This window comes from Flaviaesturariibacter aridisoli (assembly GCF_004343705.1).
Taxonomy (GTDB): domain Bacteria; phylum Bacteroidota; class Bacteroidia; order Chitinophagales; family Chitinophagaceae; genus Flavisolibacter; species Flavisolibacter aridisoli.
In genome coordinates this window covers 34,495-48,514 of sequence record NZ_SKFH01000024.1, presented here as the reverse complement: position 1 = coordinate 48,514, position 14,020 = coordinate 34,495, and the positions used below count along the sequence as shown (strand labels likewise).

The window sequence follows — 14,020 nt, the reverse complement described above, 5'->3', positions numbered from 1 at the left end:
GGATCACTTTGTGATCCGGGCCTCCCGCTTAATGCCGGTCTGAAAACCGGGTTGCTCTTGTAAAGAAACAGGTACCTAAGTGCCCCCTTCGGGGGACAGGGGGCTGGAAATGCGTTATTTTCGCGGGCAACAAAAATTCCTTACAGCATGAGTTCAATAGCCGGCGTATACGCACGACAGATCCTGGACAGCCGCGGTAACCCTACCGTGGAAGTAGACGTAATTACCGATGAAGGCTCCCTGGGCCGTGCGGCCGTACCGAGCGGCGCATCGACCGGTATTCACGAGGCAGTAGAGCTGCGCGATGACGATAAAAAGGTATACGTGGGCAAGGGCGTGCTGAAGGCCGTGGAGAACGTGAACAAGCTCATCGCCCCCGAGCTGCTGGGCTACGACGTGAGCGACCAGACCGGAATCGACGCCGCTATGATCGAGCTCGACGGCACCGAGAACAAAGGAAAGTTGGGCGCCAACGCGCTGCTGGCCGTATCGATGGCCGTGGCAAAGGCCGCTGCCGACGAGGCGCAGCTTCCCCTCTACCGCTACATCGGCGGCACCAACGCCAAAACGCTGCCCGTGCCGATGATGAACATCCTCAACGGCGGCGCACACGCCGACAACAAGATCGACTTCCAGGAATTCATGGTGATGCCCGTGGGCGCCACGAGCTTCTCCGAAGGCCTGCGCTGGGGCGTGGAGATCTTCCACGCGCTGAAGTCGGTGCTGAAGAAAAAAGGTTATTCCACCAACGTAGGCGACGAGGGCGGCTTTGCGCCCAACATCGGCTCCAACGAAGAAGCCATCGAAACGGTGCTGACGGCCATCGAGGCCGCCGGCTACAAAACGGGCTCGCAGATCATGATCGCCATGGACGCCGCCAATAGCGAACTTTATAAGAACGGCAAGTACACCTTCCACAAGAGCGACGGCAAGACCCTCTCTTCCGACGAGCTCGTGAAATACTGGGAAAACTGGGTGAACCAGTATCCCATTTGCTCCATCGAAGACGGCATGGCCGAAGACGACTGGGACGGCTGGAAAAACCTCACCGAGACCGTAGGCAAACGCGTGCAGCTCGTGGGCGACGACCTGTTCGTAACCAACGTGAAGCGCCTCGGCCAGGGCATCGAGCGCAGCATCGCCAACGGCCTGCTGGTGAAGGTGAACCAGATCGGCACCCTCACCGAAACGATCAACGCCGTCACGATGGCGCAGCACGCCGGTTACAACACCATCATGAGCCACCGCTCGGGTGAGACCGAAGACACGACCATCGCCGACCTCGCCGTGGCCCTCAACTGCGGCCAGATCAAGACCGGTTCGGCCTCCCGCACCGACCGGATCGCCAAGTACAACCAGCTGATCCGCATAGAAGAGCTGCTCGGCCCCTCGGCGATCTACCCCGGCAAGAGTTTGAAATTCGGAAAATGATAAAGCCTAAAGCCCCTCCACAAGAGGGGCTTTTTTTTGACAATGAACGCAGATTCTATAGGATTATTCAGATCAGCGCAGATAGACTTTTGCGGGCGTCATCAAAATCGTATCGAATCATAATAAATCTATGTGTACCGCTTGCGGCACCTGCGCTCTTTCTCTTCAACGCCTAGCTTTGCCCCATGATCCCGATCGACCTTTCGCAATTGCAAGGAAAATACGTATACCTCGAGCTGCTGGCCGACAGTCATGTGGCGGAACTCCGCGCCCTAGCCCGCGACCCGCGCATCTGGGAATACACGAAGACGCTCCTCGTCAACGATACCTACGACGCGCAATTCGACAGGTACATCGCCGCTGCCTTCGACGAACGCAACACCGGGATGCAGGTGTCGTTTGTGATGCGGGATGCCGCCACAGGCGCCGTGATGGGCATGACCCGCTATTACCGCATCGAGCCGGCCATGAAGCGGCTCTCCATCGGCTATACCTGGTACGTGCCCGAATACTGGGGCAAGGTGCACAACAAGGAGTGCAAGTACCTCCTGCTGCGCTATGCCTTTGAAACCCTGGGCTACCAGCGGGTGGAGTTCGAAGTGGCCCACCAGAATGAGCGCTCGCAGAAGGCCGTTCAAAAGATCGGCGGCGTGCAGGAAGCGGTGCTGCGCAAGCACGGACTCCATGCCGACGGCAGCATCCGCCACACCGTGGTCTTCAGCATTATCGACGATGAGTGGCCGGAGGTGAAAGCAAAGCTTGAGCGCCTATTATAACCCATCAACCGGTTAATCCATTAACCGGCTAATTGATTCCAGATTCTCTATCTTCGTATTACTGAATTCGCGAACATGAGCCTGCTGCGCCGTATCCCATCCTTTCTTCGTAATAAATTCTTCATCGCCGGGCTGGCCTTCGTGCTCTGGCTGCTCTTTTTCGACCGCAACGATTTCTTCGCCCAGCGGGAGCGCCGCCGTGAGCTGCGGGAGCTGCAGACCTCCAAAAAGCAGTACCAGGACCAGATCGGGAAAGAGCGGCAGTTTGCTGAGAACCTTCGCCACGACCCTGCCACCATCGAGCGCTTTGCCCGGGAACGCTACGGCATGAAACGCGACAATGAAGACCTCTTCCTCGTAGCGGAGCCGAAAAACAGCGACGCCCCCGCACAATAAGCACCCCGTAACGCCGTTAGTGTTGCATACCACCCACCAAGCACCGTCCCACACGACCTAAATAAGGATTATGCACCAGTACACACCGGAGGACCTCCTGCGTTATCTCTACCATGAAATGAGCCAGGAAGAGTCTGCTGCTCTTGATACCGAATTGGCCCGCAGCTGGGCGCTCCGCGAAAAGCTCGCGGTGCTCAAAACCGCCCACGAACGCCTCAACGCAATCACCGAATCGCCCCGCACCGAGGTCATCCTCAATGTGCTCAAGTATGCGTACGCCAGTTCCCCGGCCGCCTCTACCCGCAACTAACCACACAACCCGGCCCCTTGCTATCTTGCGGCAATGACCCGCAAGCAACGCTTTGAGCACGTCATCGCCTACTTTGAAGAGGCCATGCCCGACCCGGAAACCGAGCTGCTTTACGACAATCCCTACCAGCTCCTGGTGGCCGTCATCCTGTCGGCGCAATGCACCGACAAGCGGGTGAACATGCACACCCCCGCCCTCTTCGAGCGCTACCCCGACATCCCGTCCCTCGCAACCGCCGAATACGACGAGCTGTTTTCCTATATCAAGTCGATCTCCTTTCCCGGCAACAAAACCCGCCACCTGATGGGAATGGCTAAAATGGTGGAAGAAAAATTCGCCGGCGAGATCCCCATGACCGTAGACGAGCTGGTGCAGCTCCCGGGCGTCGGGCGCAAAACCGCCAACGTGATCACCTCCGTGGTCGACAACCAGCCCAACATGGCCGTGGATACCCACGTGTTCCGCGTATCGGCCCGCCTCGGCCTGACGGTCCGCGCCAAAACGCCGCTCGAAACCGAAAAGCAACTCATTAAGTACGTACCGACCGGGCTCGTATACAAGTTCCACCACTGGCTGATCCTCCACGGCCGCTACGTGTGCGTCGCGCGGAGGCCCAAGTGCGAGGAATGCGGCCTCAAGCCCTTGTGCCCATACTTTCAGAAAGTGATGAAAGCGGAAGTGGTAAAGCGCAAGTGACACCTGCCCCTTTATCCTGATTGCACGTGCCCCTTTCGCGATCGTCGTTGCTTCGCTGCGCTCGCAACGACGGACCGGGCGGCCGCGACATACCACTGCTGTCCTCCGACCTAAAATCTTTCCTAGAATGGAAAGCCGAACGTAATCAGCGGCAGCGCTTTTTCCTCGGCGCTCCAGGCCAGCATGCCCGTTACCACGAAGCGCTTCACCGGGGCGACCCAGATGCCGCCGCCGTAGCCGGCAAACCAGCCCTTTGGCGGATCGTCGGGGTACTTTACCTGGCCCACGTCGAAGAAGCCCAGGAGGCCGATGGAGCCGGGAAACAGGTAGGTACTGAAGTCGGCGATGCGGAAGCGCATCTCGCTTTGCAGGTACAGTACGCTCTTGCCCGCAAAGCGGTCGCGGCGATAGCCCCGCAGGTTGTTGATACCCGAGAGGTAATAGGCCTGCGGGATCTCCACCGTCTTGCCAAACACGCGACCGTAGCCGAAGCGCTCGGCGAGCACGAAGCGCGGGTAGCTGAACAGGCTCGAATAGATCCGCATGTCCACGTCGGCGCGGGTGACCGTATGGCTCTGGTCGTTGAGCCCGATCAGCGGGCGCACGTTGAGGTCCATCAGCAGGCCGCGCGTAGGGATGATCTTGTTGTTCTGCGTGTTGATGTCGAGCTTGAAATGCGGGCCGGCAAAGAACTTCTCTTTATACAGGGTTCCATAGTCGATGCCCGGGATGCCCGACCTATCTATGAAATGATCCTTGTTCTGCTGCTCGTGCACCCGGAAATACTGGAAGCTGAGGCCGTAGTTGATCCGCATCCACGATTGTAGCTGGCGGCGAAGCAGCACATATACGTCGGAGATGTCGTAGCGCACGCGGTAGAAGCGCTCGCCTTCGGGCATCGTCCGTAGAAATGCGGTATTGTTTCCAAAGCCGAAGAAGTTCGTGACATTGATCGGGGCACGAATGTCGGCGCGGATGGTGAGGTCCTCATGGCCGATCACCTGGGTGAAGTCGCCCTCGTAGCGAAAACGGGACGAGTTGGTGGCCAACGCGTGGCTGATGTTCACGTAGTGGCGGCTCTTATACGGCTCCTTGCGGAAGCCCTGGCGCACGCTTTCGAGGAACATGCCGAGGTAAAGGCCGTCGTCGACGTTGTAGGCCGCGGTGAGGCCGGGCCGGAACAAATTGTATTTGTAGCCGAGGCGGTTGTAGCGGTTTACCTGCGGATCCTTGCTCAGCTTGCTTTGTGCACTGCTGACACCCACCAGCTTGTTGTTCTCGAAGGTGGCGTCGTATACGCGGAGCGAGCCGTGCAGCGTATTGTTGACAAACGAATCCGAGCCGGCGCCGCCGATGGCGCGCACCTTGATGCCGCTGTTGCCATCGCCTTCAAAAAAGAAATGGTCGTCGTCGCTGAGGCCGTAGAGAATGACCTCCTTGGTCACCTTCGGGTCGAAGGTACGCTCATACATGCGGCCCTTGACGACGCCTTCCTTGCTGAGGCTTTGCACCAGCACGTGCACCTTTCCATCTTCGAGGCGGCGTACGCGAAACTCCTCGCGATCGTTGGAGCCCAACACGTTCACTTCCTTTGAAATAAAACGGTAATAGGCCAGCATCTCCTCGCGGAAATACTTCCGGCGCTCCTTGAGCGTGCTGATGATCTTCTCCATGTTCTTGTCCTGTACTTCTACGGGTTGCTGGCGCAGGGCCTCGTTGATGACGGTGTCGGTCATCTGCTGGAGAAACTCGTCGGTCATCCGCATCCACTGGGCCTCGTCGAGCTCGTTGAGGAAGAAGCGGTCGAAATTGCGGGCTACGCGGTTGAAGGTCTTGATGTTGTCGGCATGCGCCCGGAAACCCTGCACTTCGGGCAGGAACCAGGGCTTGCGGGCAAACCAGGGCACGAGGCCCTGATTGACGAAAAAGGCCTGGTCGTGGTCGCGGGGGATGGGGTAATAGAGCTTGCCCTTGCCCGTATCCTGTGTGGCCCAGCGCCACTGGTCCTCGTGGCGGTCGAAGTCCATGATGAACATGTCGAGGAGGCGCGCCTGCAGCACGCGGTGCTGGAGCACGTGGTCGTCGTTGTCCTTGAACAGGCGGAACAGCAGGTCTTCGGTATTGTACGATTTCTTCACCCCCACCGGCTCGCGCTCTTCGAGGATCGCCAGCACGTTGGAGAACTGGGCGTTGAAGCGGCCGAGCCGCTTGTCGTTGGGAATATACACGAGCTTGCGGCGGATGACGGGAATGCCCACTGCGCGGGCCAGCGGGTCGTACGACAGCGAAGCGTAGGGATAAGACGCCGAGATGCCCTGCTCCACGATGTCCTTGGCGAAGGTCTGGCGCAGGTCGGCGGGGATGGCGGCGTCGGGGAACTTCTCGATGGAGCGCAGGGCCCACTCGTGACCGTCCTTTTCTTCGAGGCGCAGGGAGCGGGTTTGCTTGCCACCACCCAGGCGCACCGGTTTGAGGCCGCCCTGCTCGGTGCTGATGTTGAGCACCGGCACCGTCACGGGCGTCGTCCATTCGGCGCGGTAGTTCTGGCCGGTGAGCAGCGTGCGGAGGCCCTTCCGTTCAAGCCGCGCGTTGGCAGCCAGCGTGATGGAGGTGGGCAGCGGGCCATAAATGGTATCTACCGGCGGCAGGGGCTGCTTCCGGATGGCAAAGAGTTCCCTGGAAAAGTTCGGAGCTTCCATGCCCGGACTGTCCGCGTTGTAATAGCGCACGTTCACCTTGCCGCTCTTGAGTACTTCGAGCACGGCGAAGCCATTCTGCACGCTGCCATAAAGCAGGTTGTCGTTGGCTTTTTTGATCCGCGTCAGTTCCGCCACGGCGCCGCTCACGATATAGTAGAGGCTGTCTTTGGGCTTGCGCAGCAGCTGCTGGCTGTGGTCGTGGCCGGCCACGGTGATGGTGTTGGGATATTTTTTCAGCACGTCCTCGATGGCCTTGGCCATGGCGCGGTATACGGGGTGATTGAAGTCCTGCACGTTGCCGAACACGCCGCGGGCAATGGGATAGATTGAGCCGAGCACGGGCAGCGGGATGTAGAGGCCGTGGATCGCCTCGGCCAGCGGGAAGATGTGCTGCTTCAGGGTATAGGCGCCGCCGTGCACGCCCTGCGAGTAGATGGGGTGGTGCATCGCCAGCACCACCAGCTGGTTGGGATGGGTCTGGATGACCTCCTCGAGCTCGGTGGTGAAGTCTTCGATGCTCTTCGAAGCGCAGTTGGAGCCGGGGCCGGGCTTGTCGTGGATGTAGAGGAACCACTGGCTGTCCATCAGCACCACCACCAGCTGGCTGTCCACCTCGATGGTTTCCGGGCCGGGGCAGCCGCCGCGGGGCCATGCTTCCACATTGTTGAGTTGGAGTGAGTTGATATAGTCTACCTGGTTCTGCACGCGCAGCCAGCCGCCGATCTTCCCGTTCATCCAGTCGTGGTTGCCGGGGATGAAGTAGGCGCGGGCCTTTTTGCCCCGCGTGAGGTCGATCTCGTAGTCGAGGATCTTCTTGGATTCCTTGAAGTCGGCTTCGCCTTCCGTGGGCAGGCCCAGGGGGTAGATGTTGTCGCCGAGCCAGATGGCCATGTTGCGCTCGTCGTTCCAGTCCACGTTGCGCCGCAGCCAGTCGCCGGTGGGCTGGCGGCCGTCGGGCGCCAGGTCGCCGGCGTCGCCGAGCAGGAAGATGCGGTGGCGTACGGAATCGGTTTGCGCCCAGAGGACGCCGGTCAGCAGCAGCAGGGCCCAGCTCAAAAAAATCCTTTTCATCGGTGCTTGTTTTTCCGCTCCAACGGCCTAGTGGCGCTTGCCTTTGCGGCCGTAGGGGATACGGAGCAGGGTGGCTTTGCCCAACTTGGCCTCGTTGGAGATATACATATCCCCGTTCTCTGCAAAAGCTATTCCCTCGGCCTGCGGGTAAAAGCTGGGGTTGAGCCGGTACGCCGCTTCTACACTGTCGCGCCCGTTGGTGATCACCAGCAGGTGACCGGCGGAGGAGAGGATGAACAGCTGGCCGCTCAGCGGGTTGAAGGCCGCCGCCGAGGGCTTGAACTGCGCCTTGCCGTCTTTCAGCACGTCGGCCACGTCCTTTTGGCGGATCGTATAAAAAGGCTTCGGGTCAAAGCGGCGGGTTGCGGGGTCGAAGCGCCAGGCCGTACGGACACCCGTATTGTTCTCGCCCTTGATGTTCTTCGACAGCAGGATCACCCCGCGGGCCGAGGAATCGTAATACATCGTTTCAAAATCCACCGAGCCTTCTTTGGGCTTGCCTTCGGCGTCCCGCTCCACAGTTTCCGGCAGGGGCACCTCGAGGTGGTAGGTTTCGGTTACCAGGCCGCTATCAGCGCGGTGGGAAGCAAAGAGGGTGCCGTCGGAAGCGAGCACGTACACGGTGCTGTCGAGCTGCAGCACGTCCTCGTAGTCGGCGCTGGGCGCGAACTCCTCGGTATAAAAGTCGTCGACGGTCCCGTCCGTGTATACACGGAACACGTGCTTCTTGTCGTCGGCGATGGCCAGCATCGACGATGTTCCTTTTAAATAGAAGAGCCCGGAGACCTCGCTGAGCTTCTTGCCCAGGAAGTGGATCTCGGGGCGCGGCAGCACGTAGCCCGCCGGCGAATGGGGATTGGTGAAGAGCTGGCAACTGCTGAGCAGAAATATCAATCCGCCTGCGCCAAGGCTTCGGCGGACAAGGCACCGCATACTGCAGAATTGTAGAAATCCGGAGCCCATCTGTAGAACTAATGAAACGAGCATCCGGAGGCCGTTCAGCAGAAAGCGGTTGGAGCGAGGCTCCGCCCGCCGTAGCGCGCAGCGCGTAGGAGGGAACGATATTTTATATAGTGTGTCAGGCATTCTTGAGATTTATTAGGAAACAGTACGGCTATGACGGAGCAACAATTGAACATATTACAGGCGGCGCAGGAACGGGTAACGCACATCTTCCGCGAGGAGGTGAAACCGGATTTCGTTTTTCACAGCCTCGAGCACACGGAGCAGGTAGTGGCAGCGGCGCAGGAGCTCTCGATGCAATACCCGCTGAGTGAGGACGACCGTTTTGTGTTGTTGCTGGCGGCATGGTTTCATGATACCGGCTTCAGCAGCGGCAAAGCCGAGGAGCATGAAAAGGAAAGCATCCGGCACATCACCCATTTTCTGCAGGAGCAGGGTGTAGACGACGAAACGATCCAGCGGGTATCGTCGTGCATACAAGCAACGCGTATGCCACAGTCGCCCCTGTCGACGGTGGAGAAGATCATGTGCGACGCCGACCTGTACCACCTCGGTGGCCCCGACTTCGGGAAGATGAGCCGCCAGCTGCGCACCGAGCAGGAAGCCTACCTGGGCAAGGAACTTTCCAAGAAGGAATGGCGCCAGCGCAACATCGAATTTCTCGAAACGCACCAATACTTTACCGACTACGCGCAGCAGCACCGCGAGCCGCAAAAGCAGGAGTGGCTGCGGCAACTGCGCAAAAAGCAGGGCGACAAAGGCGTGAAGATGACCCCCGAGCTCGAAGTCTCGCCCTACACCTTCGAGCCGGCCGCCGAGCTCAACGACCCGAAGAAGCAAACGATGGCGCAGAAGGCCGACAAGGAACGCGAGCGCTCGGTGCAAACGATGTTCAAGCTCACCTCGGAGAACCACATTCACCTCTCCTCGCAGGCCGACAGCAAGGCCCACATCATGATCTCGGTCAACTCGATCATCATCTCCATCATGTTCTCGGTGCTGCTGGGCCGCCTCGAATACTACCCGCACCTGGCCCTGCCCACGCTGCTGCTGGCCATCGTGTGCGTGCTCACCATCATTTTCTCCGTGCTGGCTACGCGCCCCTCCATCAACAAAGGATCGTTTACCGAAGACGACATCCGCAGCCGCCGCACCAACCTCCTCTTCTTCGGCAACTTCCACCGCATGGAGCTGGACAAATACCAGTGGGCGATGAATGAGCTGCTGAAAGACCGCGAGTACATCTACAGCTCGCTGATCAAGGACACGTATTACTTAGGTCTCGTGCTGGCCAAGAAGTACCGCTACCTGCGCATCTCCTACACGATCTTCATGTTCGGGTTGATCGCGGCGGTGCTTGCGTTCATCGCGAGTTATGTGTGGGGTGGGTAAGCGTTAGGTAACATCAACTGAGTTGGTCGATGTCGTCCATATCTCTCGGACGGCCGGATGCCGCTTTATTTCGAAGTAAGTCCTGGTAGCTGATGAAAGCGACCTGCAGTCCGTCAATAGCAACCATTTTCCTGTTTTGATAGGCTTCAGGAAAAGACACCCCGTCAATAGATGTCAACAAATCGATCCGCAGTGGAGGATAGCCGAGCTGAATGACATTGCCTGATTTTGTAAAGTCGGCCTCTTTTAATCCGAAAGAGCCAAATCCGAACTCGTTCAGGCAGGCAATGATACGTTCCGCATTTTCTGGAGTAGCATTCAACCAAATGTCGAGGTCACCGGTATAACGCGGATGGCCATGAATACCGACTGCGTAACCTCCGACAATCAGGTACTCAGCCTTGTGCGCGATTAACAATGCGACAAATTCTCTGAAGTCTGGGCTGAACATCTTTCCGGAAATTAATATACTGTTGACGAAGAATCTCCACGGCCTCGAGACGTTTGGAAACGGGCTGCGCGGACCAATAAGCAAAGTCGCTCGAACGGTCTTTTAGTGATGTGATTGTGATTACCCGTTGCATACTCAAAGATACGAAATGCCCCCCGACGATAAAAGAATCAGTCCATGGAAGTCGCATCCGGAATGGCCGCACTCACCTGTTTCAGGACTACTCTTCCCCGGGTCAATCATACCGAAAAGTACCGCTACCTCCGGATCTCCTACACGATCTTCCTATCCGGCCTCATCGCGGCGGCGCTGGCATTCATTGCGGGTTATGTGTGGGGCGGGTAAAAATCAGGCACTCAGCCCTGTGCGCGACCAGCATTGCGATCAACGCTGTGAAGTCGTGGCGGAAAGAAGCTCCGGACAGCCTCCTAAAAACGATTGATTTTCGTGGCGCGTAGCGCCACCAGGTACCCGGGATCGCTGATTGAGGCCCGATGCACCGATAACGCAGGTCCGGTCGACCGGGATGTGCCCGATGGCGGCTCCTGTTTTTCTCATCACCGGCGTGCAGTGCAGCGACGCCCCGTGGTGGCGCGTAGCGCCACTACGTGCCCGGCTCCGGCTATTCGGGTTCGGTAAACAGGTAGCGCGGATCGTAGTCGATCCCGTTTTCGTCCAGCAACCCGGTGTATTCCTCCAGGAAAGAGATCTTGCGGTGCTGCTCCGGCTGCTGGCGGATGTAACCAGCCACGGCGTCGATGCCGCCTGCGTGGACATGAAACCAACCATAGCCCCGTTGCCACTCAAATTTGTGCTGCAGAAACCCCTGCTCGTTGATCCATTTGGAGGATTCCGCCTTCAGCACCTGCAGGATCTTACGCGGCTCCCTATTCATCGAAATGGCCATCAGCAGGTGCACGTGGTCGGGCATGGCGTAGATCGCCATGGGCAGGTGCTCCTTACCTTTTATCATTCCGGTCATATAGCGCTGAACCGGCTCGCGGAACGCCGGAAGGATCAGCGCTTGCCGGTACCTGGGGGCAAAGACGGTGTGTACGGCCGATTGCCTGAAGGTGTTTGCCATTGAAAAGCTTTTCCCGAAGCTAGCTGCAAGGCCCTGCGCGGCCCTGTGAGAAACAACAGCTTCGGAAGGGATTTCCCGGAAGGCGGGCTGTTGTTTTTCTCATCGTGGTGGATGCGACGGGGCACGTAGCGGCGCTACGCGCCACGGCAAAAGGATGGATTTCATTTCGCCCGGCATTACCGACAGGCGCCCTTCCAGCGCGGTACCAACGCACGGGCAAAAAGATTGCAGGTTCGCCGCATCCGGTGCTGTCCCGCCTCCGCGTTGCACGAAGCAGCGCCTGCCCGGCTTACGCTTCTTCAACGATGATTGCCGCCACAAAAAAAGCGGCACCACGCCGCTTGCAATCATCATATATGAAGCACCAAAAAATAATTGGCTCATTCAACATTTGCCTTTACATAGGAGCCTCTGTTGGGCGCCGTCGTCTGTCAGACAGCGACAATAGCAAAGATTGTCAATATGGCTAAACCAGAAAGTTCCAATATCCATAGCCGTATTATCGCCTTACTCAAGAACGCACGAAAAAACATGTCTGTTGGTAGTAAGACAATTAGCGCGATTGGAAACATTGCGCCCGCCCAGTTTACCATTTTATTTCCATCAAAATAATTATAGGGAAACGCGAAAAACATAATCGCTAGAGCAATTAGAACTATTGTAATTGGTGTGAAGATTAACCCAATGGTCGCATAGTTACGTACTAGTGTCATGCACGTCGAATATAGTGAGGTCGCCCGATGGCGCACAACGACCAGGGCTTTGCGCTGTGGCCGACAATGACTGTACAACCTTTCAAAGTGTTCGCAGGCCATAGCGCAATAATCATGTTAGGCGCTGTACATCTGGAGGACGCTCGCACCAACTACCTCTCAAAAAGACGATTGATGTCATGAAGTCCTTCTAAAACTCCTTTGATACTCGATTGATTACCTAATAGGCCAAATTTGAGTTTACAGTCAACATTTTGACCATTAAATGTTCCGGCGCCCACTGATGTCATCCCGTCTACCAGTACTTGACCAGATGAATTTACCGATAGACGGAGGTGAAAATCATTGCCGTAGGATGTTAGAGACGCAGTGCCATCCAACTTTGCATAGTTAACTTGAAGGTTTTTGAAAAAAGCGCGATACGATGCGCTCGAAATCAATGCTGTATTCGATGCAGAAAAGCCGCTGCACTTAATATCAATCTTCGTCAGGATGTGGAATTCGTCTAATGCCGGAGTTTGATGCATTAAATCGAAAACACGCTGCACGGTCAGAGCAAGGTAATTGTCGTTTCCCCGAAACTCGAACCCTTCTCTAGTATCTCTTTGCATAGAAGACTGTTACTGTATAGCGCCTAACATTAGCATTTACGCTATCAAACGAATATACCCCATTCCTAACTCCTTGCCCGCCAATCACAAACGACCGCGCAATTTTTATAGCGCGTTGCGTCTAGCGCACAAAAAAGCCACCTCCCGGTGGCTTTGTATTTCTACGGTATCAGCCCGCAGCCTCCACCTTCTTTCCCTTCCCTTTATAATCCTTTACCCTCCGTGCGATGAAATACGTCTCGCGAAACTCCTTTTGCTCGGGCTTCGTCATGAAGGCTTCGATCTCTTCGTCGAGCTCGCGGAGCTTGGCGGAGAGGGCCTTCATCAGGTCGGGGATGGAAGCGGTGGCCTGCGTGCGCTGGGCGCCCACGGCGTCGCGCTTGCCTTCCTTGGGCTTCACGGCTTCAATGAGGCTGTTGAGGGCAGCTACGTCGCCGGCCGTTATGTCGTACGTGGCCAGGGCGTCGAGGTGTTGTGTGGCGAGGCGCGTCATGCGCTCGCAGCGCTCGATCTGCTCTTCGTCGGTGCCGCCCGAAAAGGAAGTTTCCGAAAAATCGCAGTCGGCCAGCAACACGGCGTTCTTCGTTTTCCGGCCAAACACTTTCAGCTTCATACACATCCCGAATCCGGCCTCGAGCATGGCGTCCTGGCTGTCGTTCTTGTCGTTGGTGTGGCCCGGCGTCTGGTTGTCGCCCTGCCGCTGGGCGGCCGCGCTGATGGCCCCAGTAAGGTCCTCGATGCTGTCCGCCGATTCGGTGATGTGGGCGTTGCGTTCCCAGTGAGTTCTGTAATCTTCCAGGCAGGTGAGCACCGCTTTGGCTGCGCCATGACGGCGCCAGAATACTTTTCTCATAAATTTTAGTTTGAATATAAAAGGTACAAACGACTACGCAGAACCGAAAATATCTTTTTCCTCCTGCGCCGTCCGGCCGCCCGGCTGCGCCGGACGTAATCGGGATAGCCCCGCTTCGCGGGGCTGCTTCGTTGCGCGCCATCCATTCCGGCGGACTTCGCCCGCCGGCTACCCGGATGGCACCGCTTCGCGGCGCTGAATACCCCAAACCGCATTTATTCGTGTCCACAGGATGGGCACACGAACGGAGCACTCCGGAACTGAAACGCGGACGATTTTGGGTGAAACAGGCGCAAAAATGACTGAAACGGGTGCCGAAATGGCTGAAACGCGGGCATTTGTAGCTGAAACGGGCGCATATTTCAACGGAACGGGGCCATATTTTGGTGAAACGCGGGCTTATTACACCGGAACGGGGCCTTATTTTGTTGAAACGGGCGCAGTTTTAACCCGAACGGGCCTTTCCAAGCCCGAAACGCCCCCTACTCTGCTCCGGATCAATGAGTTATAAAAACTACCAGGCGCAGCCAATACGCGGAACGGGCCCGTCCGCGGCCAGGCGGGGCCTTTCTGA

14 protein-coding genes are annotated in these 14,020 nt (G+C 57.5%); 8 read left to right on the top strand and 6 right to left on the bottom strand.

The genetic code is table 11. The annotated features are described in order from the left end of the window. Positions 1-147: 147 nt before the first annotated feature. The 5 genes from eno (at position 148) to nth (ending at position 3,609) form a co-directional block, all read left to right on the top strand. Positions 148-1,431 (top strand): phosphopyruvate hydratase, encoded by a 1,284-nt coding sequence (gene eno, locus E0486_RS13405; protein WP_131852689.1) that lies wholly within the window; start codon positions 148-150, stop codon positions 1,429-1,431. Positions 1,432-1,616: 185 nt separating this feature from the next. Then, on the top strand, positions 1,617-2,207 hold the full coding sequence (locus tag E0486_RS13400; protein WP_131852688.1) for a GNAT family N-acetyltransferase: 591 nt from the start codon (positions 1,617-1,619) through the stop codon (positions 2,205-2,207). Positions 2,208-2,282: 75 nt separating this feature from the next. Then, positions 2,283-2,603: an FtsB family cell division protein gene (locus E0486_RS13395; RefSeq protein ID WP_131852687.1), complete on the top strand. Its 321-nt coding sequence runs from the start codon at positions 2,283-2,285 to the stop codon at positions 2,601-2,603. Positions 2,604-2,673: 70 nt separating this feature from the next. Next, entirely contained in the window at positions 2,674-2,913 is a 240-nt protein-coding gene (locus tag E0486_RS13390; RefSeq protein WP_243697441.1) for a hypothetical protein, read from the top strand. Positions 2,914-2,946: 33 nt separating this feature from the next. After that, positions 2,947-3,609 (top strand): endonuclease III, encoded by a 663-nt coding sequence (nth, locus tag E0486_RS13385; RefSeq protein WP_131852685.1) that lies wholly within the window; start codon positions 2,947-2,949, stop codon positions 3,607-3,609. 122 nt (positions 3,610-3,731) lie between these two features. Here nth and E0486_RS13380 read toward each other — a convergent pair whose 3' ends face one another. Continuing rightward, positions 3,732-7,379, bottom strand: a complete 3,648-nt coding sequence (locus tag E0486_RS13380) for a BamA/TamA family outer membrane protein (protein ID WP_131852684.1) — start codon at positions 7,377-7,379, stop codon at positions 3,732-3,734. Positions 7,380-7,406: 27 nt separating this feature from the next. Continuing rightward, positions 7,407-8,273: a hypothetical protein gene (locus E0486_RS13375; RefSeq protein ID WP_131852683.1), complete on the bottom strand. Its 867-nt coding sequence runs from the start codon at positions 8,271-8,273 to the stop codon at positions 7,407-7,409. 222 nt (positions 8,274-8,495) lie between these two features. Between E0486_RS13375 and E0486_RS13370 the strand changes: the two genes are divergently transcribed. Next, positions 8,496-9,734: a Pycsar system effector family protein gene (locus E0486_RS13370; RefSeq protein WP_131852682.1), complete on the top strand. Its 1,239-nt coding sequence runs from the start codon at positions 8,496-8,498 to the stop codon at positions 9,732-9,734. 13 nt (positions 9,735-9,747) lie between these two features. On the opposite strand, the gene E0486_RS13365 is transcribed toward E0486_RS13370, so the two are convergent. Continuing rightward, a complete protein-coding gene (locus E0486_RS13365) occupies positions 9,748-10,185 on the bottom strand; it encodes a nucleotidyltransferase (protein WP_131852681.1) in 438 nt (145 codons plus the stop codon). Positions 10,186-10,362: 177 nt separating this feature from the next. On the opposite strand from E0486_RS13365, the gene E0486_RS18920 reads away from it, so the two are divergent. Then, a complete protein-coding gene (locus tag E0486_RS18920; protein WP_165917330.1) occupies positions 10,363-10,530 on the top strand; it encodes a hypothetical protein in 168 nt (55 codons plus the stop codon). Between the two features lie 277 nt (positions 10,531-10,807). Here E0486_RS18920 and E0486_RS13360 read toward each other — a convergent pair whose 3' ends face one another. The 3 genes from E0486_RS13360 to E0486_RS13350 form a co-directional block, all read right to left on the bottom strand. Continuing rightward, positions 10,808-11,269 (bottom strand): transposase, encoded by a 462-nt coding sequence (locus E0486_RS13360; RefSeq protein WP_131852680.1) that lies wholly within the window; start codon positions 11,267-11,269, stop codon positions 10,808-10,810. Positions 11,270-12,134: 865 nt separating this feature from the next. Further along, the gene (locus E0486_RS13355; protein ID WP_131852679.1) at positions 12,135-12,593 is read right to left on the bottom strand and encodes a WapI family immunity protein; all 459 of its coding nucleotides are present in this window, start codon (positions 12,591-12,593) and stop codon (positions 12,135-12,137) included. Between the two features lie 169 nt (positions 12,594-12,762). Beyond that, positions 12,763-13,446: a hypothetical protein gene (locus E0486_RS13350; RefSeq protein WP_131852678.1), complete on the bottom strand. Its 684-nt coding sequence runs from the start codon at positions 13,444-13,446 to the stop codon at positions 12,763-12,765. Positions 13,447-13,723: 277 nt separating this feature from the next. Here E0486_RS13350 and E0486_RS18915 point away from each other — a divergent pair, with 277 nt between their 5' ends. Beyond that, entirely contained in the window at positions 13,724-13,957 is a 234-nt protein-coding gene (locus E0486_RS18915; RefSeq protein ID WP_165917329.1) for a hypothetical protein, read from the top strand. Positions 13,958-14,020 lie beyond the last annotated feature (63 nt).

What these genes read in the sequence shown, in the direction of transcription:
- eno (WP_131852689.1), top strand. Translation starts at nt 148, where the DNA reads ATGAGTTCAATAGCCGGCGTATACGCACGACAGATCCTGGACAGCCGC.
- E0486_RS13400 (WP_131852688.1), top strand. Translation starts at nt 1,617, where the DNA reads ATGATCCCGATCGACCTTTCGCAATTGCAAGGAAAATACGTATACCTC.
- E0486_RS13395 (WP_131852687.1), top strand. Translation starts at nt 2,283, where the DNA reads ATGAGCCTGCTGCGCCGTATCCCATCCTTTCTTCGTAATAAATTCTTC.
- E0486_RS13390 (WP_243697441.1), top strand. Translation starts at nt 2,674, where the DNA reads ATGCACCAGTACACACCGGAGGACCTCCTGCGTTATCTCTACCATGAA.
- nth (WP_131852685.1), top strand. Translation starts at nt 2,947, where the DNA reads ATGACCCGCAAGCAACGCTTTGAGCACGTCATCGCCTACTTTGAAGAG.
- E0486_RS13380 (WP_131852684.1), bottom strand. Translation starts at nt 7,379, where the DNA reads ATGAAAAGGATTTTTTTGAGCTGGGCCCTGCTGCTGCTGACCGGCGTC.
- E0486_RS13370 (WP_131852682.1), top strand. Translation starts at nt 8,496, where the DNA reads ATGACGGAGCAACAATTGAACATATTACAGGCGGCGCAGGAACGGGTA.
- E0486_RS13365 (WP_131852681.1), bottom strand. Translation starts at nt 10,185, where the DNA reads ATGTTCAGCCCAGACTTCAGAGAATTTGTCGCATTGTTAATCGCGCAC.
- E0486_RS18920 (WP_165917330.1), top strand. Translation starts at nt 10,363, where the DNA reads ATGGAAGTCGCATCCGGAATGGCCGCACTCACCTGTTTCAGGACTACT.
- E0486_RS13360 (WP_131852680.1), bottom strand. Translation starts at nt 11,269, where the DNA reads ATGGCAAACACCTTCAGGCAATCGGCCGTACACACCGTCTTTGCCCCC.
- E0486_RS13355 (WP_131852679.1), bottom strand. Translation starts at nt 12,593, where the DNA reads ATGCAAAGAGATACTAGAGAAGGGTTCGAGTTTCGGGGAAACGACAAT.
- E0486_RS13350 (WP_131852678.1), bottom strand. Translation starts at nt 13,446, where the DNA reads ATGAGAAAAGTATTCTGGCGCCGTCATGGCGCAGCCAAAGCGGTGCTC.